19 protein-coding genes are annotated in these 24,002 nt (G+C 32.1%); 9 read left to right on the top strand and 10 right to left on the bottom strand.

Going from position 1 to position 24,002, the window contains the following annotated elements:
* Position 1: 1 nt before the first annotated feature.
* The 7 genes from aroE to gltX are packed head-to-tail and all read right to left on the bottom strand — an operon-like array spanning position 2 to position 5,982.
* Positions 2-814 (bottom strand): shikimate dehydrogenase, encoded by an 813-nt coding sequence (gene aroE, locus BLP60_RS03530; protein ID WP_092063502.1) that lies wholly within the window; start codon positions 812-814, stop codon positions 2-4.
* Positions 815-857: 43 nt separating this feature from the next.
* The gene (locus tag BLP60_RS03525; RefSeq protein ID WP_092063499.1) at positions 858-1,418 is read right to left on the bottom strand and encodes a 2-oxoacid:ferredoxin oxidoreductase subunit gamma family protein; all 561 of its coding nucleotides are present in this window, start codon (positions 1,416-1,418) and stop codon (positions 858-860) included.
* Positions 1,415-2,170 carry a thiamine pyrophosphate-dependent enzyme gene (locus tag BLP60_RS03520; RefSeq protein WP_092063496.1) on the bottom strand — a complete coding sequence of 252 codons (756 nt, stop codon included), beginning with the start codon at positions 2,168-2,170 and terminating at the stop codon, positions 1,415-1,417. Before BLP60_RS03520 ends, BLP60_RS03525 begins: the two co-directional genes overlap by 4 nt.
* A gap of 2 nt (positions 2,171-2,172) precedes the next feature.
* Complete coding sequence (locus BLP60_RS03515) at positions 2,173-3,225, bottom strand: 3-methyl-2-oxobutanoate dehydrogenase subunit VorB (protein WP_092063493.1); 1,053 nt, start codon at positions 3,223-3,225, stop codon at positions 2,173-2,175.
* Positions 3,218-3,451 carry a 4Fe-4S dicluster domain-containing protein gene (locus BLP60_RS03510; RefSeq protein ID WP_092063490.1) on the bottom strand — a complete coding sequence of 78 codons (234 nt, stop codon included), beginning with the start codon at positions 3,449-3,451 and terminating at the stop codon, positions 3,218-3,220. Before BLP60_RS03510 ends, BLP60_RS03515 begins: the two co-directional genes overlap by 8 nt.
* Before the next feature lie 51 nt (positions 3,452-3,502).
* A complete protein-coding gene (gene queA / locus BLP60_RS03505; RefSeq protein ID WP_092063487.1) occupies positions 3,503-4,591 on the bottom strand; it encodes a tRNA preQ1(34) S-adenosylmethionine ribosyltransferase-isomerase QueA in 1,089 nt (362 codons plus the stop codon).
* A complete protein-coding gene (gene gltX, locus BLP60_RS03500; protein WP_092063484.1) occupies positions 4,588-5,982 on the bottom strand; it encodes a glutamate--tRNA ligase in 1,395 nt (464 codons plus the stop codon). The genes queA and gltX overlap by 4 nt, the downstream gene beginning before the upstream one ends.
* 424 nt (positions 5,983-6,406) lie before the next feature.
* On the opposite strand from gltX, the gene BLP60_RS03495 reads away from it, so the two are divergent.
* The 4 genes from BLP60_RS03495 to BLP60_RS03480 all read left to right on the top strand — a co-directional run bounded on the left by BLP60_RS03495 (position 6,407) and on the right by BLP60_RS03480 (position 13,540).
* Entirely contained in the window at positions 6,407-7,762 is a 1,356-nt protein-coding gene (locus BLP60_RS03495) for an adenine nucleotide alpha hydrolase family protein (protein ID WP_092063480.1), read from the top strand.
* Positions 7,763-8,071: 309 nt separating this feature from the next.
* The gene (locus BLP60_RS03490; RefSeq protein WP_092063477.1) at positions 8,072-9,319 is read left to right on the top strand and encodes a TolC family protein; all 1,248 of its coding nucleotides are present in this window, start codon (positions 8,072-8,074) and stop codon (positions 9,317-9,319) included.
* A complete protein-coding gene (locus BLP60_RS03485) occupies positions 9,316-10,473 on the top strand; it encodes an efflux RND transporter periplasmic adaptor subunit (RefSeq protein ID WP_092063474.1) in 1,158 nt (385 codons plus the stop codon). Before BLP60_RS03490 ends, BLP60_RS03485 begins: the two co-directional genes overlap by 4 nt.
* Positions 10,466-13,540, top strand: coding sequence for an efflux RND transporter permease subunit (locus BLP60_RS03480; RefSeq protein ID WP_092063471.1), 3,075 nt, complete (start codon positions 10,466-10,468; stop codon positions 13,538-13,540). Before BLP60_RS03485 ends, BLP60_RS03480 begins: the two co-directional genes overlap by 8 nt.
* A 9-nt stretch (positions 13,541-13,549) precedes the next feature.
* On the opposite strand, the gene BLP60_RS03475 is transcribed toward BLP60_RS03480, so the two are convergent.
* The 3 genes from BLP60_RS03475 to BLP60_RS03465 all read right to left on the bottom strand — a co-directional run bounded on the left by BLP60_RS03475 (position 13,550) and on the right by BLP60_RS03465 (position 15,573).
* Complete coding sequence (locus BLP60_RS03475; protein WP_092063467.1) at positions 13,550-14,281, bottom strand: hypothetical protein; 732 nt, start codon at positions 14,279-14,281, stop codon at positions 13,550-13,552.
* 28 nt (positions 14,282-14,309) lie between these two features.
* Positions 14,310-15,248 carry a hypothetical protein gene (locus BLP60_RS03470; protein WP_092063464.1) on the bottom strand — a complete coding sequence of 313 codons (939 nt, stop codon included), beginning with the start codon at positions 15,246-15,248 and terminating at the stop codon, positions 14,310-14,312.
* A gap of 76 nt (positions 15,249-15,324) precedes the next feature.
* Positions 15,325-15,573, bottom strand: coding sequence for a hypothetical protein (locus BLP60_RS03465; RefSeq protein WP_092063461.1), 249 nt, complete (start codon positions 15,571-15,573; stop codon positions 15,325-15,327).
* Positions 15,574-16,025: 452 nt separating this feature from the next.
* Between BLP60_RS03465 and alr the strand changes: the two genes are divergently transcribed.
* The 5 genes from alr (at position 16,026) to BLP60_RS03440 (ending at position 23,941) form a co-directional block, all read left to right on the top strand.
* Positions 16,026-17,126, top strand: coding sequence for an alanine racemase (alr, locus tag BLP60_RS03460; protein ID WP_092063458.1), 1,101 nt, complete (start codon positions 16,026-16,028; stop codon positions 17,124-17,126).
* Positions 17,123-18,790 carry a B12-binding domain-containing radical SAM protein gene (locus BLP60_RS03455; protein WP_092063455.1) on the top strand — a complete coding sequence of 556 codons (1,668 nt, stop codon included), beginning with the start codon at positions 17,123-17,125 and terminating at the stop codon, positions 18,788-18,790. Before alr ends, BLP60_RS03455 begins: the two co-directional genes overlap by 4 nt.
* Positions 18,791-18,882: 92 nt before the next feature.
* A complete protein-coding gene (locus BLP60_RS03450) occupies positions 18,883-19,683 on the top strand; it encodes an outer membrane lipoprotein-sorting protein (RefSeq protein WP_159427680.1) in 801 nt (266 codons plus the stop codon).
* Between the two features lie 74 nt (positions 19,684-19,757).
* Positions 19,758-22,478: an MMPL family transporter gene (locus BLP60_RS03445; protein ID WP_143338908.1), complete on the top strand. Its 2,721-nt coding sequence runs from the start codon at positions 19,758-19,760 to the stop codon at positions 22,476-22,478.
* A complete protein-coding gene (locus tag BLP60_RS03440) occupies positions 22,475-23,941 on the top strand; it encodes a hypothetical protein (protein WP_092063446.1) in 1,467 nt (488 codons plus the stop codon). The genes BLP60_RS03445 and BLP60_RS03440 overlap by 4 nt, the downstream gene beginning before the upstream one ends.
* Positions 23,942-24,002 lie beyond the last annotated feature (61 nt).

Raw genomic sequence — 24,002 nt, 5'->3', positions numbered from 1 at the left:
ATTACTGCCTTGTGAAAGTATTGATATTAAGGTAGTTAAATGCTTCATAAAAAGAGAATGTTTGTCCTGTAAACAGTTTAAATTGTTGTTGGGCTTGGTAAATAAACATTTCTAAGCCTGAAATAGTAGTACAATTAAATTTTTTAGCTTGTTTTAAAAGTAAAGTAGGGTTTGGATTATAGATAATATCATACACTACTTTAATTCCTTTTAAATCCGCGTTCCAGGGGGTTTTATTTTGCCATTTTCCAGACATACCTAAAGGAGTAGTGTTAATTAAAATGTCGGGACGTAATTTTTCTTTGTCTTCCCATGATATTTCTTTTAATCCTAAGTTTTTAGCTAACTGTCTAGCTTTGGATATCGTCCTATTGCTGATATAAATTTCCTCTATTTTTAGTTTTTTTAATCCATAAATTACAGCTAAACTTGCTCCACCTGCACCTAAGATCAAAGCTTTTTGCAATTTTATATTTAATTGTTGTAAAGGTTGAATAAAACCATAAACATCTGTATTTTCTGCCAGCCATATGCCTTTATGGTATACTAGAGTATTTGCTGCTTGTATTTTTTGAGCTAAAGGACTTATTTTTTGGGCAAAAGAGAGAATGTTTTGTTTATGTGGGATAGTAACACTAAGTCCTTTTACTTGAAATATGTCTAAATTATGTAAAAATTTTTCTAAATTTTTGGGAGTAATATCCCAGGCAATATAAACTTTGTCTTTATATCCAAATTTTTTAAACGCCCAGTTGTGTAGTACTGGGCTTAACGAGTGAGAAATAGGATGTCCTATAACACCATAAAGCTGCATTTTTCTAAAAATAAGCAGGGTAATACATTATTACCCTGCTAAACTATAAATTCCCTGTTTCTTGAACATGTTTAGCGCCTGCTTCTAATGCTTTTGCGTTATGGGGTATTAAATGTGCATAGTGGCTAGAGATAACACTTTCTAAAGCATTTTGAACAGCGCTAAGTGGCAAAATTTGAGTAGCTTGGATATAAGCTCCTAAGGCAACCATATTGGCCATCTTAATGTTTCCTAGTTTATCTGCAATTTCATTTGCTGGAACAGGGTAGGCTTTTAGGCGGTCTTTATCTGCTAGTTCTGTTTCTATTAAAGAAGAATTAAGAATTAATATTCCATTGTCTTGGAGTCTTGGTTGGAACTTATCAAGAGAGGGTCTATTCATTACAATAAGACTGATAGGATTAAAAATAATAGGAGACCCAATATCTTCTTCTGAGATAACTACTGTACAGTTAGCAGTTCCTCCCCTCATTTCAGGCCCATATACAGGGATATAGGTTACATTTAAATTTTCTTCCATGGCTGCATAGGCCAATAAGTTGCCTATTAGCATAACTCCTTGGCCACCAAAACCAGCTATAATTACATCCTGATATTTGCTCATTTGTTTTCTCCCAGGCAGTTTTTAAATTCTCCTAGAGGAAAATATGGTATCATTTCTTTTTCCACTCTTTCATTGGCTTGAAGAGGATTCATTTTCCAATTAGTAGGACAAGCTGCTAATATTTCTACAAACCCAAAGCCAAGTCCATCTATTTGCACTTTAAAAGCATTGTAAATAGCTTTTTGAGCTTTTTTTAGATTTTTTATGTTGTTTACAGCCACTCGCGCACAGTAGGCTGTTCCACCAAGAGAGGCTATAATTTCTGCCATTTTTATAGGTTCTCCCTCTCGTTCTTTACATCGTCCTCCTGGACATGTTGTGGTTTTTTGACCCACCATAGTAGTAGGGGCCATCTGACCTCCTGTCATTCCATATACAGTATTATTTACAAAAATTACCGTGACTTTCTCTCCTCTGTTAGCACAGTGCATAATCTCAGCAAGTCCAATAGATGCTAGATCTCCATCTCCTTGGTAAGTAAATACTATTTTATCTGGTCTAGCTCTTTTTACTCCAGTAGCAACTGCAGGAGCTCTACCATGAGGTGCTTCTACAGTATCTACAGCGATATAGTTATAGATAAAAACAGAACATCCAATAGAGCCAATACAAATAGTATTGGGTACTAGATTAAGCTCTTCTAACACTTGAGCTACAAGTTTATGGGCTGTTCCGTGATGACAGCCTGGGCAATAATGAGTAGGTCTATCTGTTAAGACCTTAGGTTTTGGAAATATTATTTTTTCACTCATAGCTATTTCTCCAAAGCGTTTAATATGGGTTGTTCAAAATCATTGGGAGTGGGTAAATTCCCAGGCAAGTGTCCATAAAATTCTGTTTTAGCAACTTGGCAGATAGCTAGTTGAACATCTTCTACCATTTGTCCTAAGTTGTGTTCAATGGTTAGAAATTTTTTACCTTGCTTTGCCAAGGAGAATAGAACTTCACTTGGAAAGGGATATAAAGTGATAGGTCGTATAAGTCCCACTTTATGTCCTAAAGTCCGTAATTTTCTAATAGTTGATTTTACTATTCTTCCAATAGAACCATAGGCAACAATAATTAAAGAGGCATCTTCAGTAAGAAATTCTTCAAAACGAATTTCTTTTTTCATTTGTTCGTATTTTTTGGCTAGTTTTAAGTTGTGGGTAGCTAGAGCTCCGTCTTCCAGATAAAGAGATTTTATAATACGTGGTTCCCTTTGATTTGCTCCGTCAAGATGCCAGTTTTTACCTGCCTCAGGCTCTATTTGGGGTTCCCAGGGGGTTATTGGTTCTTTCATTTGTCCCAGAATCGCATCACCTAAGATCATTACAGGATTTCTGTATTTAAATGCTAAATCAAAGGATTGGATAGTAAGATCATAGGCCTCTTGAACAGTGCCAGGGGCTAAGACTAAAAGCCTATAGTCTCCATGCCCTCCTCCTTTTGTTGCTTGAAAGTAATCTCCTTGAGATGGTCCAATATCTCCTAACCCTGGTCCGCCTCTGTTCATATTTACAATTACTCCAGGAAGTTCACTCCCTGCCATATAAGAAATAGCTTCTTGTTTTAGAGAGATACCAGGACTAGAGGAAGATGTCATAGCTCTAATTCCTGCTGCTGCAGCCCCTAAAAGCATATTAGCTGCCGCTATTTCACTTTCAGCTTGGACAAACTCGCCTCCTCTTTTAGGTAATTCTCTGGACATAAACTCAGGGATATCATTTTGGGGAGTAATGGGATAACCAAAATAACATTGGCATTTAGCAGCTAAAGCCCCTAAGGCGACTGCTTCATTTCCTTTTACAAACATCCGCTTAGACATTTTCTGTCTCCTTAATTGTTTTATATACAATAATAGCACTATCAGGACATATAAGGCTACAAAATCCGCAACCTATACATTTATCTAGGTTTTCTTTCTTTATTTCCACCACCTTATAACCCTGTTTATTAAATTTATCTGATTGTTCTATAATATTTTTAGAACAGGCCTGAGTGCAAAGAAGACATCCTTTGCACAAATCCTCTAAAAAAATTACCCGCGCCATTCTAACCTCCTGTTTTCTAGGGGATATTACTAGGTAATAATCCCTTTTAAATTATAGAATTAGCATAGCATCGCCATAAGAAAAAAAACGCATTTTATTTTCAATAGCCACTTGATAGGCTTTTTTTATGTTTTCTATCCCTGCTAAAGCCGATACTAGCATTATTAGCGAAGACTTTGGTAAATGAAAGTTTGTAATTAAATGATCAATTACTTTAAATTTAAAACCAGGATAGATAAATATATCTGTAAATCCGCTAAACGGTCGTATTTCTCCCATAAGAGCAAATGCTCCTTCTAGAGTTCTTACTGTAGTAGTACCAATTGCAATAATTGGTCGTTTAGCTCGCTTTGCTTGAGAAATGACTTTAGCACTTTTTTTAGAAATTTCAAAATATTCTGCATGCATCTGGTGATTCCGAATGTCTTTTGTTCTTACTGGGGAAAATGTGCCATACCCTACATAAAGAGTAATATAGGTGAAATCAAAGCCAATGGCTAGTAATTCTTGTTTTAGGTGTTTAGTAAAATGCAGACCTGCTGTTGGGGCTGCTACTGCTCCTATTTTGTCTTCTGATGCATAAACAGTTTGATAACGTGCTTTGTCTTCTTGGGTATCTTCTCGTCTGATATAAGGTGGAAGAGGAATATGACCGTAAGCAATAAATTTATCTTTTAAGTTCCCTTGGAAAAAAATCTGAACCTTTGCTTGGCCAAATTCTTTATTTTCTTTTACAATTAAATAAAAATCTTCTTTAAAAATAATTTTTTGGTCTTTTTTTGGTCTTTTAGATGCCTTTAATAGTCCTTCTGCTTCCACTACGTATTGGTTAGAGGAAATTTTTTTAGGTTTTAAAAGAGGGAAGGGCGTAAGAAGTAAGAATTCTACTTTACCTCCTGTTTCTTTATGACCTAAGATTCTTGCAGGAAGGACTTTGGTATTATTTCCTACTAGCAAACTTCCAGAGGGCAAAAAGTGTTTTAATTCAGAAAAAGAAGCTAGTTGAATTTGACCTGTGTTTTTATTTAGAACTAACAACCTAGAATGGGAACGTTTAGATATAGGTTGCTGGGCTATTAGTTCTTCAGGCAATTTAAAATCATAAGTTTCTAAGTTGAAAATGGAAGTTATTTTTTTCATACGTTTAGATTTAAAGCTTTTTCTAATCTAGTTAAAACCCTTTCTTTTCCTAACACTTCCATTGTTTCAAATAGACCAGGACTAAAAGTTTGTCCTGTAATAGAAACACGAAGAGGCTGGGCAATAAGTTTAAATTTTATACCTGTTTCCTGCAAATAGTCTTGAAATAAATTTTCTAATTCTTTTTGATTAAAATCCTTAATGCTTTTCATTTTATTTAAAAGAGCGTTTAGGTGTTTTTTAGTGTCAGCAGTTAAGAATTTTTTTACAGCTTTTAAATCATACTCTAACTTGTTGTCCTCTATAAGGAAAAATTGCAGATTTTCTGCCATTTCTTTGAGGGTTTTTGCTCTTGGTTGATAGAGAGGGATAATTTTAGCTAGATATCTATCTTCTGGTTTATAACCTAGGTTATAAACAAACTCTTTGACTAGGGGTACTAATTTTTCAATAGGAGTGTTTTTTATATAGTGGCTGTTTAGCCAAAGAAGTTTTTCTATATCAAATACACTGGCAGATTTATTTAAATTTTTTAGAGAAAATTTTTCTATTAATTCTTCTCTCGAAAATATTTCTTGGTCTCCATAAGCCCAACCTAATCTTGCTAAATAGTTAATGATGGCTTCAGGAAGAAAACCCTGTTCCTTATATACCATGACAGATAGAGCTCCATGTCGCTTAGATAACTTTTTTTTATCTGGACCTAAAATCATAGGTACATGAGCAAATTCAGGAATAGGTGCCTCTAGTGCTTTGTAAATTAAAATTTGTTTAGGTGTGTTGTTGATATGGTCATCACCTCGAATAACATGGGTTATACCCATTGTTAAATCATCTACTACTACTGCCAAATTGTATGTTGGTGTCCCGTCAGAGCGGCGCAGTATAAAGTCATCTAACTCTTGATTATTAACACTAATTTCGCCTTTAACTAGGTCATAGAAAGAAGTAGAGCCTTCTAAAGGTACTTTTAGACGTACAACTCTATTTTTGCCTGGGCCAAGATTTTTATTGCGACATTTTCCGTTGTATTTTGGTTTAAGTCCTTTTGCTCGTGCTTCTTCACGCATTTTTTCTACTTCTTCTGGGCTGCACTCACAATAATAGGCTGCTCCCTTTTCTAAGAGCTTTTCAATATACTCTTGATATATTTTTTCTCTTTGACTTTGGAAATAAGGTCCTAAATCATAGTCTAGTCCAAGCCAATCCATTGCTTCTAGGATAGCATTAGTCATTTCTTGGGTTGATCGTTCTTTATCTGTATCTTCAATACGTAAGATAAATTTTCCTTTATTCTTTCTTGCCCAAAGCCAACTAAACAAGGCTGTACGAGCTCCTCCAATATGTAAATATCCAGTTGGACTTGGAGCGAATCTTGTTATAACATTCATTTTATCCTCCTCAGTATTTGCCAGTTTTTAACTCTAGGTACACATTTTGTTGACTAATTTAAGAATAGTGTGGATTGAGGCTTAAAAGAGTTTTTTTAAAAAGTAAACCTTAGCCTTACTAAGTATAAACATTAATCTTTTTGGTAAATCTATTGACACTATTAAAAATATGAGCTTATTCTTATATACAAAGAAGGTGAAGTTAAATTTATTTTTTATAATGTCTCTCCTCTGACAGCTATCTTATTTAATTGTTTATACGCTCCCATAGCGTCATGTGAGCTGAGGCATTAACTTAATCAGGTTTTAATATAGTTTTTTAAAAAGTTTAATTTAAGTATTTTTTATTGTGTAAATAGTGCGTCTTGTTGATTAAACTTAGAGTTTTGGACTACTTCATTTGCAAAAGGAGTATTTTAATCAGATGAGATACATACTGCAAAACAGATGGAAAATCAGAAAAGTTGGAGATGAATCAAAATTAGTTTATTATGGACTAAGGAATTGGCCTAAAAATAAGAGACAACTTATTCCTTTGAACTCTGAAGAAGTAGAACTTATAAAACGACTTGATAAACCAACAGAGCTAAGTGTGGAAGAAAAAACAATCCTTGATAAGTTTATTGCTGAAAAAATAATTGTTCCTCACTCCGAATTTAGACCTGACAGTACGCGAGATAATTATCAGATGTGTACGAAGTGCATAGCAAATGATTATGTTATACCTGGTCTTGAATTTAATGAAGACGGTGTGTGTGCATTTTGTCAGTGTTATGAAAATGAAAAACCTGATCGCACTACTTCTCTTTTAACTATAGATGAAGATGAACTGGTAGAGAATATAAAAAAGAGACGCCATGCTTCGCGTTTTGATGTGATGGTGTTTTTTACAGGTGGTAAGGACTCGAGTTACCTTGTTTGGCATTTGAGTAAGAATCTTAAATTGCGTGTTTTGGCTGCTTGTTGGGATATGCCATTTACTAATGACAGCTCTAGGAGAAATACTAAAAAATTATTGGAATCTTTGCCAGAAGTTGAACTTATTCAATGGACTCTTCCTGTAAGGATGTTTGAAGAAGCTATAAAAAAACAATATGAAACACTAGGATTATTTTGCCTTTGTCCTGCCCCTGCTTATCCTCTTTTTTATCCTATTGCGAAGATGTACAATATTCCCTATGTGATGTGGGGAATGGAAGATGTCCAGGCTTCTGTTATAGAATATATTTTTCCTGTTCCATCTAAAAAGTGTACCAGTGAGAGGGAGCAAACAATTCAGGTTTTAAAAGCTAGAGCAATGCCTAATGATTTACTTGAGCCTGTTACGTGGAGGTCTGAAGTGCATAATTATCATGCGTCATTGCAGAAAATTTTTGAACCACTTTATGCCCCGTTGCAAAAAATTTTAGAAGAAGCAGAAAAAGATAAAGAAATGGAAATCCCAATTATAAAAAGATTAAGGACAAAAGAATCGTATGGAACATGGCAAAGTTTAATTGATTTGCTAGAGAAAGAAATTGGATGGGAAATGCCTAAGAACCAAAAAAATCAATTACATACTAGTTGTATGATTGAGCAGGTTAAAGATTATACCCAATTCTTAAGATTTAAAAATATGGAATCTGTATTCTTCCCCCAGGCAATGGTAGAATTAAGTGCTGCAGTTGTTTTTGGACATCTCTCTAGAGAGGAAGCGCTAGAACAATTTAAAGAACTTGGTTTTTTTGAGCCTCCAAAGATGTATGAATTTCTTTTAAATAAGATAAGAAATGGGAATTAAAAAGATTAAATAGAAATTAAAAATTACTTTAGAAACTTTAGAAAAGAGAAAAGGCTAATATAAATAAAAAACTAAATAAAAAAATAGATAATTTTGTTGTTGAATCACACTAAATAGTTTATTTCGGCCCTACTTCTAATTTTTTACCTTTTTTACTTCTAATTTTTCCCATCGTAGAAAATCAAGGTAAGTTATAATTTTATATTTAAAAGCGATGTATGAATAAAAATTGACTTAAGTCAATTTTTTTAGGTAGGTTTTTAGATACTTATTTAAAGATTATTTGATTCAAAATTAACCAAGTCAACTATGAGAAAGATTATATTATTGTTTATACTTTTACTAGTAACTTCGAATGGCTTTGCTTTAACCTTACAGCAGGCAATAGAAGTAGCCTTAAAACAAAGTCCTGATGTTTTAATTCAGAGACATAAAGAAGTAGAAGCAAAAGAGCAGAAAAGGGCTAAAATAGCTACCAGCTATGGGAAGATAAGTGCGGTTGGGAGTTATACTTATTATAATTTACCTAGAACTCTCGCCCCTATTACTCCTCCCATTAAGCCTGACATAGTAACAAGTAAAGGTATTTATAGCCTTGGATTAAAATACAGCCTTCCTCTTTTTAAAGGCTTTCAAGATGTTATAGCTATAAATATTTCCAGTTTAGAAAAAAATATTGCTCAGATTAAATACAATCTTACTAAGGCTCAACTTATTTTTAACATAAAGTCTTTATTTTATAAGATCTTGTCTTTGAAAGATCAGCTTCGTACTTTAGAGACATATCGTAATGCTTTGAATGTTTTATATAATAATACTCAACTAGAAGTTCGTGTTGGAAGAAAAGCAAGTATAGACCTTTTAAAAATTAAATCAGATCTTGAAGAAGTTGATTTTAATATTGTAAATATTAAAAATTCTATTAATTCTTTAAAAAGCGCTCTTGCTTTTACAATTGGTGTTGATAGGGTGAAGAAAGTAGAAGATGTAGATATAAAACAGGATATGGATTTTAATTTTAAAATTAAAGATACATATAAATATAAATTAGCTAAAGCTGAGTTATATAAAGCAAATCAAAATGTACTGAAATCAAAGACTCTTTATCTTCCTAGAATTAATTTTTCTGTTTATTATGGGAATAATTATGCGAGGGAAGAAAAAAAAGAATTATGGCAAGTTGGTTTGACTTGTGATTGGCTTTTATTTGATTTTGGTGCCAGAGAAGCAGAAATTGCTAAGGCAAATAGTTTAAAAATGAGTGCTTTGCTGCGTTTGGAAAAAACTGCTATGGAAATTAAAAATTTAATTGTAGATATTCAAAATAAAATAAAAACAGAAAGAGAAAGAATAAGATCTTTAAAAAGCCAACTTGTTTTTTTGCAGAAAGTACGGAAGGTAGAGGAAATAAAGTATAAAAATGGCGTATCAAATATGTATGATTTATTGTTATCTATTGCTAAAGAAAAACAGGCTCAGAATAGTTTGGTTGAAGCTAAGTATAATTTAAATATACATCAAGCATATCTAGAATATATTGTAAAAGGTGCAAAATGAAAAAGAAAGTAGTCTGGCTTATAATTATAATAATAGTATTTTCTGCAGTATTTTTAATTAAAAAAAGGATACAAGAAATTAAATCTTCTCCATATCCTGTCACAAAAATAATAAGCGTTAGAATAGTAAAACCCAAGTTAAGAACAGTAGAGCAAGTGCAGAATTTTCTAGGTAAGTATTACTCTATTAATCATCCGTTTATTAGTTCAAAAGTAAGTGGACTTATTGAAGATGTTTTTGTTCAAGAAGGAGAGGTTGTAAGAAAAGGAAATCCAATTGTCAAAATAGAAGATAAAGAACTTAGAAAAAGTATTGCTTCTTATAAGTTTTCTGTGCAGGCCTTAAAAAAATCTTTAGACTCATTAAAAGTTAATTTAAAATCTTTAAAAAGTGATTATTTATATGCAAAAAGTATTTATAATAGAAATATAGAATTATATAATGCAGGAGCATTGTCTAAAGAGAAATTCTCTTATTCTAAGGTTATAATGGAGTTAAAATTAGCTAAATTAAATAGTATGAAGGAGGCAATTGAAGCAAAACAAGAGGAGTTAAAGGCAGTAATTGCTAATCTTAATGCTAAAAAAAGTTTATTGCAATACACCAATATTGTTGCTCCAATTGATGGAGTGATAACAAAAATATTCTTAAGAAGGGGAGATTTTGTGAATCCTGCAAAGCCTATTTTGCAGATGGTAGGACTAAGGAAGAGGATAGAATTTTATTTTCCTCCAAAAAAACAAAGTTTAATTACAGTAGGTTCTATTGCTTATATTAAAAATAAAAAATTTAAAATAACTAAAATAACTCCTCTTGCTTTTAAAAATCTTGTGGTTGGCTATATTGATTTTAAAGATTTTAAAGGCAATTTATTTTTATCAGAGAATACGAATATATTAGTAAAAGTGGTTTTAAAAAAATCGAGGGGGATGTCTGTTCCATTATCTGCTATTTACGAATCAGCTGATGGGAGAAAATATATTTTTGTTTATAGAAAAAAACGGTTTTTCCCCATAGCAGTAGAAATTTTAGCTCAAGATGATCAATTTGCTGTTGTTTCTAAAAAAATCCAAAACCCAGTAGCAATTGGAAGTAATGATAAATTGGCTAAGCTTTTTGTAGCTAGAGATATTCAGGTTGTAGAGAATGAATAGCAATTGGTTAAACGTCATTTTAAGAAAACCATATTATATTATTTCTTTGCTTGGTTTTTTTGTTTTTTTAGGTATAGCAGGATATAATGCTATAGATAGAAAGTTATTTCCTGACTCAAATCGACCAGAAATTGCTGTTGTAATCAGTTGGCCAGCTGCAGGAGCAAAAGATATAGCTTCTAATGTTGCTGTTCCTGTTGAAAAAGAACTTTACACTTTAGATAAGGTTAGAAGAGTCTATTCTACTACTATTGATGAAGTAACTGTAATAAGAGCTGAATTTGAATATCAGAAAGATATTAATAGTGCAGCAATAGATGTAGCCAATGCTCTTTCAAAAATAAGATCTTTTTTGCCTTCAGATATAAGAGAACCTCAGATTTTCAAAATTACTTCTGCTACTCCTCCTATATTGGTGATAGGCATTTCCTCAGATAGATTATCTTTAGAAGATATAAGAGAATTAGCCGATAATACTATAAAAAAAGACTTGCTAAAGGTAAAGGGAGTAGCGAATGTAGATGTTTTTGGAGGTTATAAAAAAGAGATACTAGTCCAAGTAAACAAGGATGTGATAGACTCGCTTGGTTTGAGTATTTCTAAGATTTTAGATGCTCTCTCTACCAATGATAGGGACTATGCTATTGGTTTTTTTGATCTTCCTCAAGGCAGGTTTTTGTTGAAATCTAAAGGAAAGAGAGACACTATTGCCCAAATAAGACAGCTTCCTATTACAGAGAATGTGAGAATTGGAGATATTGCTACAGTTAGATATGGGCACTACGATAATAGTGCCCTTTATTATGCTAATGGACATCCTGCTATTGCTTTAGCAGTGCAGAGATCTATTGATGCTGATGTGCTTAGGACTATTGAAAATGTTGAGAAAGAGATTAATAAATTAAAGATTGCCTATCCAAAACTGAAAATTGTCATAACAGACACCCAGAAAGATACTATAAACCAAAGTATATCAAATATGTTTGAGTCTTTGAGAGATGCTATAATTATGTCAACAATTGTAGCTTTTTTTTTCCTAGCCTCGTTTAGGCAGGTTTTAGTAGTTCTTTTTACTATTCCTCTTGTGTATGCATCTACAATAGCCATGATGTATATTTTTGACATAGATTTTAGTGTAGTAACTCTCACAGCAATAATTCTTGCTTTAGGCTTATTACTTGATGACGCTGTAGTAGTAATGGAAAATATTGAACGTCATTATAAAGAATTATGTAAACCAATAAAACAGGCTGTTATTGATGGAACAAAAGAAATTATGTTTGCAGATTTTTCTGGAACAGTTACTACAATGGCAGCTCTTTTTCCTATTATGTTTGTTGGAGATTATCCTCAGACTATTTTTAGACCATTGGTTGCTACTCTTTTAATTGCTCTTTTAGCCTCTTATGTAATCTCAATTACAACTGTTCCTCTTTTGAGTATAAGATTTTTAGCTCTGAGAGCAAAATGGATTTTAAAGGCAGAAGACATTTTTATGGCGATCTCTGATAATTTTAATAAATTTGCAAGAAAATTTTTTGCTAGTCTTGCCCAGTCTGCAATGGAGAATAAATCTTTAACTATTTTTTATTTTGTGATTCTATTTAGCCTTTTTTTTATTAGTATAAAGATGGTATTGCCTGTAGTTGGCCAAGAACTTATGCCAGCAATGGATACAGGAATTGTTAAGATAAATGTTACAATTGATCCAAATCTTTCTATTGAAAATAGTGAAACAGTATTAAAGAAAATAAATAAAGCTATTTATAAAAGTGGTAGAGTTTTAAGAGTTTCTGCTGCTATAGGTAGTGAACCTGGAGTTCTTAGCATTGGCAGTGGCAGTGGAATTGATCATATTTCTATTACTGCTGCCTATGTTAATAGATTTGCAAGAAAAAAATCTATTTGGGATATAGAGAGAAACTTAAGGAAAAGAATACAACAGATTCCAGATATAAAATATTTTACTGTGTTTGATTATGGAGCAACTGCTCTTTCAAGTATAAGAGGAAATATAGATGTTATGTTGTCTAGTGACGATTTTAAAACACTGTCAACGGCCTCTGATATTATTTATAAAATATTATCTAATACTAGAGGATTAGTTAATGTGGCCAAAACATGGGACTTGGATAAGGTTGTTTATAAGTTAATTATCGATGAACAGAAAGCATTTTCTTATAATATCTCTTCAAATGAGATTGCAAGACAAATAGGACTTATTTTAAAGGGGGCTGGTGTAGCAAAAAAATCTATTCAAAATTCAAAGGATATGACTGTTAGAGTATGGAGTAAAAATGATAATCGTTTGTTTAATTATTTAAGTAGCTTGTTGATAGATACCCCAAAAGGAAAGATTCCTTTATCCACTATTGTACATTTAGAAAAACAAAAAGAGCCATCTCTTATTACAAGAGAAGGTTTAGAGTATACAGTTGATGTCTATGGGTTTAGAGAAAAAGATGCAATTTCTCATATAATGAAAAATTTTGATGAAGTTTTTAAAAACTATAGGTTACCCATAGATGTAAATATAGTCCAAACAGGAGATATTGCTCAGTTTAAAGATTCTGCTAAAAGAATGGCCAAAGCTGTTTTATGGGGGGTGTGTCTTATTTTTTTAACTCTTATACCTATGTTTAATTCTTTAAGAGCACCTTTACTCATAATTTTTTCTATACCTTTGACATTAGTGGGTGCGAGTTGGACTCTTCTTGCTTTAGGGTATCATACTTCTATGCCTGCAATGATGGGTTTTATTTTGTTAAGTGGTATAATTGTCAATAATGCTATTTTGCTAATAGAATTTGCTTTATTGGGTATGAAAAAAGGACTTAATGCAAAAGAAGCTATGTTAGAAAGTATTAAAATAAGGACACGGCCTGTTTTGATGACAGCGTTTGCTACCACAGCAGGCATGTTACCTGTTGCTTTGGGTTGGGCAATAGGATTAGAAAGACTTGCTCCCCTTGGGGCAGTAGCTATTGGTGGACTTATGATAGGTACCTTTCTTACTCTTGTATTTATCCCCATAGTGTTTGTTTGGATTTATAGGAAAAGTAATTAAAACTTACCCCTAGGGTTTATTCTTTTTGCTTGGTGGATTTAATATTGGGAGTCTATATGTAATTAACTCTCCTTCTATTGTACGAACAGTAAGCAAAATGCTCGTAATATTTTTTTTGCCAGGAAAATATACGTACCCCATTTTGGTCATCATTGGAGGGATTGGTGCTTCTTTCCAGGCATAAGTCGTTATTTCTTTTTTGACTATTCGTTCTAATTTTTGTTCTGCCTCTGGTACAGAACTGACTCCTAACGCTGTACCCCCAATTGCTCCTCCTATGGCTGCTCCTGCAGCAATATTATCTCCTCCTAGAGCTGCAAAGAGTGCCCCTAATCCGGCTCCAATTACTGCTCCTAATGTTCCTGATCGCAAAGCATTTTTGGTTGTTTGTTTAAAAGATTCTGAAGCAAATACAATTCTTGCAGCTTCTTCAGGTGTATAAGGGAGATATTCTCCCTGAGTAGGAGAAATACCATGTATTTCTTCTAAAAGGACATAAGGTGCTTTATTTGTTTTATTTTTAAAAACTAGGAAAACAGGAAGCAGTCCTGCTTTAGCATAGTTTAACCCCTGCCCCTCGTATTGATATTTAAGTGCAGCAATATCCCACTGAGGGCTTATAATACTGCCTTGTACTGAGGATGGATTTACTACTTTTCTTGGTTGCGGTAAAGGATGGGTTGCCATACAAGCGCTTAAAAATATTATACAAAAAGACAATAAAAAATTTTTTATATTCATAATTTTTCTCCTTGGTTTTTAAATTTAACTAAAACCAATTGTAATATACAAATAAAGCAAGAGCAAGGCTAATAATACGCAAACTTTGATTGAAAATAATAAGAATTAGAGCTAGCCGCGGCGGATAAATCCCTGCATAATATGGGAATTGATGTCGGATTGCCCTAATAGGTGAAGATAAAATATTGCCTATGGTTAAAGCTAAGACAATTTGTTTTATATCTAAAACATGTGCTTCTAATAGAGCTCCTGCTGCAGCTAAACCTGCACTAAATTCTGCTGCCATTTGCATGATAATAATGCCAAGAGATTTAGCAGGTAGCCATGGAAAATAGATAATAATTCCAGCAAGTTTCCCTTCGAGCCAATGGAAAAATCCATATTTGGCTAAAATTTTAAATCCTACATAAATGGGAATTGTAAAAAGGATGATTTTTTTAAATCTTTTTTGAAATCTGATTAGAGTTTTTTTTAAGATAGATTCTGATTTATTTTGATCTGTTGGATGGAAGGTAGAGGAGATATTTGTTTTAGGTAAAATAAAGTGCGCTAAGAAGACTGTAAATATTGTTCTTAAGAAAGCTGCACTAATAGTTAAAGCAAAGTATGGCCACGTAGCTTCTTTAATAAATGGAGCTACAATGAAAAAGGTAGTTGGAAGATGTAAAAAATAAGTGGGGAGAGAATTAAATAGATTGGATAGAATTAATTCTTTTTTGTTTAATTTCCCCTGATCATAAGCTTCTGCTAATATGGTATTAGCACTTATTCCAGAAAAAAAAGCAATGGAAAAGCTGGCACCAGAAATATCCTTTAGCCGTCCAAACTTTATTAGAGGGTAAGATAATTTGGCTAAAAATTTTGTCCAATTTAAAGCTTCAATTAGGTTGCCTATAAATATTCCTAAAGCAATAAAAAATACTAGACGCAAAAGAGGATAAAAATAGTGTGCAAGAATATGCTCCATATTAAATAAACTTTATATGGTTTTGAAAGTATTGTAGAATTATATTTGCAGATATTTTATCGGCTTGCTTAATGTATTATTGTCCTTGTGCTGCGCAAACCCATTCTGTTGAGGGCCTTAAGAGTAAGTGACTTTCTAATTCGTCAATAATTTTATGGGCCTTTAACTCTTGTATACTTTGACTTAATTTTTTTTCACCAGCTAACCAACGAGGAACAATATTTTCCATATTTAAGGCTTGATTTTCACTAATTAGGGCTTCTAAAATTAGATAAAGAGAAGTGGCGTCTACACTAAGGCCTAACTCGAATATTTTTTGGTTCATAAACTAACTCCTTAAAAATTTGGTTCATAAATTTTATAACTTTTTCCTTTTTTTGGCAAAGTAAAAATTCAATTTAAAATAATTAACTTAACTTTCAAAATTGCTTGAAAGTACATTTTTCCCTTGCTGTCTAAAGACTTGGACATATCTAAATTTGCTTTCGGGTTGTGCATACACTGGTTCAGATAGACGATGTTTGCTTTTGTTCTTTAACATATTTTATATATTGTATACCTATAGCTTTTCTGAAAGCTTCGCTAAGATGTGTTACCTAAATCATCTGTAATGCATATCAGAAAAGGTGTTTTCTAATTAGCGAAGTCAGAAAGGTGAATAGTTGAATAATTGATAAGTTAAATAGAGGTTAGATTAGAATATTTGGTTTACTTTTTAACTTGTTGAGTTTAAAATTTAAATTTAATTTTAGAAAATTTAGGAGAAATGACTGGCCTATGTGGTATAGTTTTGTTGACGTAGAAATTCATTTAGAAAATATAGTCAAAAATTTTTTGTTTTTACAAGAAAGTTGTTCTTCTCTCGTCCCTGTTATTAAGGCAGATGCTTATGGGCATGGACTTATTCCTGTTGCTAGAGCTCTTACCCATGCTGGGGCAAAGGCCTTTGCAGTTGGTAGTGTAGAAGAAGGAGTGGCCTTAAGGCTTATGCCTTTTGAAGGAGATATTATTTCTCTTTTGGGACCTGTTGAACAACGAGATTTTAAATTAATTTGTGAGTATAATATAATTCCTTTTGTGTATCATTTTGAACAAATTGAAAATTTGGGGGAAATTGCAAAAAGACAATGCCCTGTAGCCTTAAAATTTGATACAGGTATGGCTAGGTTAGGTTTTACTGAAAAGGATATTCCCCGCATAATAGATAAATTACGCTTTTACTCAAATCTTGAGTTGAAAATAGTGGCTTCTCATTTAGCTCTGGCTGATAGCGTGGAAAATGATTTTGTTTTAGAACAGGTGAAACGTTTTAATAATATTTGCCAAATGTTAACTCAGGCAGGCTTTAAATTCAAAAAAAGTTTGGCTAATTCTGCTGGCATTTTGGCATGGCCTGAAACTTATTATGATTTTGCAAGGCCTGGTATTGCGTTATATGGAGGAAATCCTTTTTGGGGCACTAATTGGCAAGAAAAAGGAGTTTCCCTTAGACCAGCTATGAAAGTAAGAGCTCCTCTTGTTAATGTCCGCTCTTTATCCAAGGGTGAAACCATTAGTTATGGTCGAACTTTTAGAGCGCCTAGTGATATGAAAGTAGGCATAGTCGCAGTGGGATATGCAGATAATTATTCTAGGTCTCTTTCAAATAAAGGATGGGTAGTAATAAAGGATAAAAGATGTCCGATAATTGGTAGGGTATGCATGCAGATGATGGCTGTGGACATAACAGGAATTCAATCTATAGAGAGAGGCGATATGGCATATTTATTGGGTGGGAGAAATGTTAGCATTTTGCCAGAAGAACTGGCAGAGTGGTGGAATACTATTTCTTATGAAGTTTTTTGTGTTTTGGGACAAAACAATAGAATTTATGTATGAGAGTAATTTTAATTTACCCCCCTTGTTTTTATGATAGGCCAGGAGATGAAGACCATACTATAATGCCAATTGGCCTATATTATATTGCGTCTTATTTATTGGAAAATGGACATAAAGTATCTTTAATTAATGGACATAATGTCTCTTATTCCAAAGAATATTTTTGCCAATTAATTCAAGAGGAGAAACCTGATGTAGTTGGCTTTTCTGTATTTAATGCTAATAGGGTTAATGCCTTAAAAGGGGTTAAATGGATTAAACATATTAATAGACAAATTATTACAATTTTTGGCGGGGTAGCTGCTACCTTTATGGCAGAAGATTTCTTAACATATTGTAAAGAATTGGACTATGTGGTTTGTGGGGAGGGAGAAATAACTTTATTGGAACTGGTAAATTGTCTTCAAAGTAAAGATAGAAATATAGAACAAATAAAAGGTTTGGCTTTTAGACAAAAGGATGAGGTCATTTTTACCCCTTCAAGAGGGTTTATTTCTGATTTAGATTCCTTACCCAACCCTGCTAAATATTTTACTTATAATCATGTCCTATTAAGTAGAGGATGTCCTTATAACTGTTCTTTTTGTGCTTCTCCTCGTTTTTGGCAAAGAAGGTGTCGCTTTCACTCGCCTGCATATTTTGTAGAACAATTAAAACTGTTATACTCTAAGGGAGTAAATTTTTTTTATGTTTCAGATGACACTTTTACTTTTAAAAAGGAGTATGTGTTAGAGGTATGCGAAAGAATATGTAAGGAAAAGTTGCCTATAAATTGGTTTGCTATCTCTAGGGTAGATGCCTTAGATGAAGAAATAGTAAAGGCAATGCGAAAGGCTGGGTGTATTCAAATTAGTTTTGGTTTGGAGAGCGGCTCTTTAAAAATTCGGAATATTTTTAATAAACATATTAAAGAAGAGGATGCTGTTAAATCTTTTTATTTATGTAAAAAATATAGCATATTGCCCAGAGCATATTTTATCTATGGATCTCCTGGGGAAAATGAACAAACAATTGAGGAAACTCTAAACTTAATTGAAAAGATAAAACCCATTAATTCTATTTTTTATATTTTACATCTTTTTCCAGGTACAAAGTTATATGATGAATTTAGAACAAAAAATCTTATAAAACAAGAATCATTAAATAAAAATCCAGAAGATATTCTTTATTTTGAACTAGATCCTAACTTGACAAAAACAGATATTTTACGGTTTGGCAAAAAATTAAGAAATTATTTTTATTCTAACTTGCCTAGATATGTTTTAGATATGGAGCTTAGTTCAGATAAAGAATTTTATCTTCACCATGCAGATTTTCTTTCTAGACTAGCCATGACTTTTAGTCATGGAGACTTTGCCCAAAATAAATATTTAAAAAATCAAGAAGAAGTTGCTTGGGAACTTTTTGTAAGATCTTTAAAATTTTCTATCACAGAGAGAGCGTTTTTAGGTCTGGGTATTTTGGCTCAGAAAAGAGGGGATTATAAAAGTTCTATTAGTATTTTACAAAAAGGATTAAAATATTTTCCTAAAAGTAAACATTTAAAGATGTGTTTGGGTGTTAGTTATTTAAATTGTGGAGATAAGAAAAACGCTAAAGAATGTTTTAAGCCTTTTGTTCATATTGACCCCAAAGCTAAGGATTATTTGCGGGAATGTCGATAATTGTTATCGGATAAAAATAGTTGCCGTAATGGCGTTTTTTTAGTTAGCGTATGGTTGTTAAATTTAAAGTTAAATTTGAGAGGAGGCTGAAGATGAAAAAGTCTGTATGTTTTGTTGTGTGTTTTTTCATATGGGCAAGTATAGGATGGGCAATTACTGGAAAAGAGGTTATTGAGAAACAAAAACAGAAACATAAAGTAAAGAGCGAAGTGGCAACAGAAATAATGCTTTTGGTAGATAGTGATGGTAGTAAAGAGAAGCGCTTGGTAAAGCGATATGCCAAAGAAGTCGAGCCAGATATACATCGTTATCTTATAGTTTTTACTGCACCTGCAGATATCAAAGGCACGGCTTTACTCACTTGGGAAAATAAAGATAGAGCAAATGATCAATGGTTATATATGCCTGCTATTAAAAAAATGCAAAGAATTGCTAAAGGAAGTAAGAAAAATTATTTTATGGGAACAGATTTTACTTATGAAGATATGGAGCCAGAAGATATAGACAACTATAATTATACAATTTTAAGGGAAGAGACTTTGACCCAAGATAAAAAAGATTGGCCTTGTTATGTTATTGAGGCGGTTCCAGCAACTAAGCAGAAAAAGAGAGAAAGTAGTTATGGAAAGAGAATTATGTGGATTACTAAGAATGATCTTTTAACCTTAAAAATTGAGTTTTATAATAAGAGAGGAAAGCTAATAAAGGTACAAACCAATCATGGTTTTAAAGAAGTCCAATCTGGTGTATTTAGACCAACTAAAACTTTAATGAACAATATAGAACGTAAACATAAAACTCTTACAGGTACTAAGACAAGATCTGTTAATGTTGAATTAGATAATTCTGTTTTTACAGAAAGGTATATCCTTACTGGGAGATATCTACAATAAAATTTTTTAAACTGAATTTATTCTTTTTCTAGTAATGTATAAAAATTATTAGTTCATGATAAAAGGGGTCAACATTGCATAAACTAATGCTTTTTGCTCTAAAACATAGAGTCTTATCTCTTTTAATAATTATTGTTATTTCATCTATTGCTATCCCTTATGCCTTAAAAGTGAGGCTAGATGTCTCTACCAGAGGTATGATGGAAGAAGGAGACAAAGATCTATCTTTTTATGAAGAAACTTTAAGGCGTTTTGGAACAGATAATATAAGTGTAATTTATGTGAGAGATAAAAAACTGTTTTCACCTGCAAAATTGAAGCGCTTGCAAGATTTAGCCTACGAGTTGGAAGATCTACCAGGTGTTAAGAGAGTAGACAGTATCTTTTCTGTTAATAATTTTAAAGCTTCTCCTGAGGGTTTAGAGACAGGTCCTTTAGTAGACTGGTTGCCAGAGACTAAAAAAGAGGCAGATGAAATTTTACATAATGCCTTAAATAATCCTATTGTAGTAAAGGATTTAGTTGCTGCTGATGGGAAGAGTCTTGCATTAAATTTATTATTAGAAAGTAGCAGAGAAGATAAAGATTCTCAAATAAAAATATCAGAAAATATTGATAAAATTTTAGCTAAGTATCATTCTGATTTTGATAAAATTTTTCAATTTGGCTTATCTTATACCCAACGTAAAATTAGTGAAAATATCATTACTGATCAAATAGAGTTGGTTCCTCTTTCTGTTATAATTTTATTACTTACCCTTATGTTGAATATTAGATCTCCAGGTGGAGCTGTTTTACCGATGTTAACAGCTGGCACCAGTGTTTTATGGACCGCAGGATTTATGGGATATTTTGGTATTCCTTTAAATATTCTTACAGTGATTGTTCCATCTTTGATTATTGTTATTGGATCAACGGAGGATATTCATATTATTTCAGAGTTTATGGATGAAAATAATAAGCTCAATAATAAAAATAAAGCGATTTCTGTTTTGGCTAATAAAATTGGAGTAGCTATATTACTGACTTCTATTACTACATTTTTAGGTTTTTTTTCCATAACTTTAAATAAGATAACTTTATTAAAACAGTTTGGATGGGTTTCATCTTTTGGCTTATTTGTAAACCCTTTAATTACTTGTATTTTGGCCCCAATATATCTTTATTATTTTCCTCCTAAATTGGCGAGAAGACAAAAAAAGGAGAGTGTCTTTAAAATTATAGAAAAAAAATTAATTCATTTTGTTTTAAATAATAAGAAAGCTATACTTTGGGGAGCTGTTGGTTTAAGTACTTTATTTTTTCTCTTTATTCCTAAAATAAAAGTAAATAATGATTTACTTGGTTATTTTAAATCTAATTCCGATATTGTGAAGAGGAGCAAGATACTACACAGAGATCTTTCTGGGGCACAAGTATTTTTTTTACGTATTACTTCTGGAGAAAAAGGAACTTTTAAGAAAGTTAAGTTTTTAAAACAAGTAGATGTTGTAGAAAAGATATTAAAAGATATGAAGGCTTTTGATAATGTACTGTCGTTTGTTGATTATTTAAAATTTATTAATAGAGAAATGAACAATGGGAAAAAAGAATTTTTTAAATTGCCAGATAAAGATAATCTGGTTTCTCAATATATTTTACTTTTGCATAGAGATGATATTTCGCGCTATGTTACTTCTGACTTTAGTGAAGTTAATATAGTTGTCAGGCATAATATTTCCTCGTCGTATATTTTAAATAGAGAGTTAAATATATTAAAGAAAAAGATTGAAGAGGTCTTAGATCCACATCTTCATTTTAAAATTACAGGAGAGGGTATTTTAATTAATAAAGCAGCTGATTCTATGGCAAAAGGACAAGTTCAGTCTATTTCTTTTATTTTAGTTGTGGTATTTTTGCTGATGAGTTTACTTTTTGTTAATTTTAAGGCCGGTATAATTTCGTTGGTTCCTAATATTGTACCCATAGTATGGATTTTTGGATTTATGGGCATGTTTGATATTCCTTTAAATGTGGGTACGACTATGATTGCGGCAATTTCTATTGGTATTGCGATAGACGATACAATTCATTTAATGTCGCGTTATAACAAAGAACTTAGAAATGTGCAGGATCAGGCATTAGCTATAGATTTGTGTCTACAAAGTGAGATTCGTCCAGTAATTGCTACTTCTGTTGCGCTGGCATTAGGCTTTGCTATCTTAGGTTTTTCTAATTTTTTACCAGTGGTGTATTTTGGTTTACTTTCTGCCTTAGTTATGTTTTTTGCTGTTGCCAGTGATCTTTTATTAACTCCTTCTGTATTAACTTCTACTCAGTTAATTACTCTTTGGGATCTTATTAAGCAACAAGTTTCTGGCGAAGTCTTAAGGCGTTGTCCTTTGTTCATGGGGTTGAAAAAATGGCAGGTAAAAAGACTTATTTTATTGGGAAGATTGTTAGAATTTTTGCCTAGAGAACCTATTATAAAACAAGAAGATTATGGAGATTCTATGTTTATTTTGCTTCAAGGAGAAGCAGAGGTTTGGACAAAGGGGCAAAACAAGAGGGTTTTGTTGGCTAAATTAAAGGAAGGTGATATTTTTGGAGAAATGGCCTTAGTAAATCCTGGCCCACGTTCTGCTGATGTCATTGCTAGCACAGAGGCCAAGGTGTTAGAATTAAATTTGAAATCTTTTAAGAGAATACAGTTAGTTTCTCCAAGGCTAGCTGCAAAAGTATATTTAAATTTAGCAAAAGTTTTAGGAGTTCGTTTAAAGGATATGGATCGTAGAATGGTGGAGGATAACATATGAAAAAAATTATTTTGTTTTTTTTGTGTTTTTTTATTTTGGGATTATATGTGAATAAAATATACGCAGAAGATGATTTAGATTTACTAAATAGCTTAGATACAGAACTGCAAGAAGAAAATATTAATAAAGATGAAAATTTATTGAATGAATTAGATTTAGATCAAAAAAAAGAAAAAGATAAAGAATGTATATTTAAAGTTTTAGCAAAAAATTTAAGTGGAGATTTTAGGATAAGGTTAGAGCATTTTTGGAGAAAGCCTGACAAAAGAAAAGGGATTGATAGACAGTCAGATATTGGTTCATTATTACTTAATTTTGCTTCGTATTATGTACTAAATAACTTTAGGTTTGATTTTTCTGGATGGTTAGAAGGAGGAAATCAAAAAGATACTTATGCTGGAGTTAGTGAATATTTTCAAGATAGAGATAGAAGGCGACGTTATGCTGAATTAAATGAAATTTATTTAACCTATTCTGCATCAGATTATGATTTAACTGTTGGGAAAAAAATATTTAAAAATGGGATCTCTACTCTTTATTCTCCCGTAGATAGACATTCGCCTAAAGATGGAAATGATCCTATGGATACACAAGATTATGGCTTGTGGCAATTAAAGTTAGATTATTATGTAGAGAATGATTCCATTACCTTTGCTATTCTTCCTGTTTTTCAGACTAGTAAATCTCCTAGTGAATATTCAAGATGGACTGGATCAGTAGTAGAAGATGATAAACAAGTTGATTCAGATTTTTATACGTTGGATGTAGATAAAAATAATACTAGAATAGAAAATGAATATCCTGATGTAGATTTAGAGAATATAGCATATTTTGCTAAAGTTAAAGGTACAAGGGCAGGATGGGATTTATTTTTCTCTACTTATCAAGGGTTAAATCCCTATTATGTGTTAAAAGAGGAACATAGAAATGGAAAAATTTATTATATAAAGAAAAATGTCTTTATAGGGGAATATGCAGGAGGTTTTTCAACTACTTATAAAAAGTGGGAATTTCACGGAGAAGCATTATATAATCATAGTTATAATTCTAAAGATGATAATTATGTAAGTTATGTTTTGGGGTTAACTTATACAATAGATGATTTATTACAAAGTTTAAAATTAAAAAAGATGATTATAACTATTGAATATGGGGGTGAGTTTGTTACTCAAAAACAGAGCGCCAAAGGATATATTAAAAGTTCACAAGAGATGCGTCCTGGTAGAAATGATATATTTTCTTTTGTGCGTTTAGAAATTACAGATAATTGGAATTTGGAGTATACTTCCAATTTTGAGCTTTCCAAAGGAGGAAGAATAAATAGATTGATTTCCGAGTATAAGTTTAAATCTGGTCTTAAATGGAAAGCAGGAGTGGAGTTTTTTAATGGAGGTAAACATAGTTATTATGGGAGATGGCGAAAAAACGATAGGATTTTTACAGAGTTAATTTATCCTTTTTAATGCAAGGAATGTTTATAAATTTTATTCTCTAAATAAAAGGGATTGTTTTTTTAGATTAATT

Source organism: Desulfonauticus submarinus, from assembly GCF_900104045.1.
In the GTDB taxonomy this organism is placed as follows: domain Bacteria; phylum Desulfobacterota; class Desulfovibrionia; order Desulfovibrionales; family Desulfonatronovibrionaceae; genus Desulfonauticus; species Desulfonauticus submarinus.
This window is presented reverse-complemented; position numbering and strand designations above follow the sequence as displayed.

What these genes read in the sequence shown, in the direction of transcription:
- aroE (WP_092063502.1), bottom strand. Translation starts at nt 814, where the DNA reads ATGCAGCTTTATGGTGTTATAGGACATCCTATTTCTCACTCGTTAAGC.
- BLP60_RS03525 (WP_092063499.1), bottom strand. Translation starts at nt 1,418, where the DNA reads ATGAGCAAATATCAGGATGTAATTATAGCTGGTTTTGGTGGCCAAGGA.
- BLP60_RS03520 (WP_092063496.1), bottom strand. Translation starts at nt 2,170, where the DNA reads ATGAGTGAAAAAATAATATTTCCAAAACCTAAGGTCTTAACAGATAGA.
- BLP60_RS03515 (WP_092063493.1), bottom strand. Translation starts at nt 3,225, where the DNA reads ATGTCTAAGCGGATGTTTGTAAAAGGAAATGAAGCAGTCGCCTTAGGG.
- BLP60_RS03510 (WP_092063490.1), bottom strand. Translation starts at nt 3,451, where the DNA reads ATGGCGCGGGTAATTTTTTTAGAGGATTTGTGCAAAGGATGTCTTCTT.
- queA (WP_092063487.1), bottom strand. Translation starts at nt 4,591, where the DNA reads ATGAAAAAAATAACTTCCATTTTCAACTTAGAAACTTATGATTTTAAA.
- gltX (WP_092063484.1), bottom strand. Translation starts at nt 5,982, where the DNA reads ATGAATGTTATAACAAGATTCGCTCCAAGTCCAACTGGATATTTACAT.
- BLP60_RS03495 (WP_092063480.1), top strand. Translation starts at nt 6,407, where the DNA reads ATGAGATACATACTGCAAAACAGATGGAAAATCAGAAAAGTTGGAGAT.
- BLP60_RS03490 (WP_092063477.1), top strand. Translation starts at nt 8,072, where the DNA reads ATGAGAAAGATTATATTATTGTTTATACTTTTACTAGTAACTTCGAAT.
- BLP60_RS03485 (WP_092063474.1), top strand. Translation starts at nt 9,316, where the DNA reads ATGAAAAAGAAAGTAGTCTGGCTTATAATTATAATAATAGTATTTTCT.
- BLP60_RS03480 (WP_092063471.1), top strand. Translation starts at nt 10,466, where the DNA reads ATGAATAGCAATTGGTTAAACGTCATTTTAAGAAAACCATATTATATT.
- BLP60_RS03475 (WP_092063467.1), bottom strand. Translation starts at nt 14,281, where the DNA reads ATGAATATAAAAAATTTTTTATTGTCTTTTTGTATAATATTTTTAAGC.
- BLP60_RS03470 (WP_092063464.1), bottom strand. Translation starts at nt 15,248, where the DNA reads ATGGAGCATATTCTTGCACACTATTTTTATCCTCTTTTGCGTCTAGTA.
- BLP60_RS03465 (WP_092063461.1), bottom strand. Translation starts at nt 15,573, where the DNA reads ATGAACCAAAAAATATTCGAGTTAGGCCTTAGTGTAGACGCCACTTCT.
- alr (WP_092063458.1), top strand. Translation starts at nt 16,026, where the DNA reads ATGTGGTATAGTTTTGTTGACGTAGAAATTCATTTAGAAAATATAGTC.
- BLP60_RS03455 (WP_092063455.1), top strand. Translation starts at nt 17,123, where the DNA reads ATGAGAGTAATTTTAATTTACCCCCCTTGTTTTTATGATAGGCCAGGA.
- BLP60_RS03450 (WP_159427680.1), top strand. Translation starts at nt 18,883, where the DNA reads ATGAAAAAGTCTGTATGTTTTGTTGTGTGTTTTTTCATATGGGCAAGT.
- BLP60_RS03440 (WP_092063446.1), top strand. Translation starts at nt 22,475, where the DNA reads ATGAAAAAAATTATTTTGTTTTTTTTGTGTTTTTTTATTTTGGGATTA.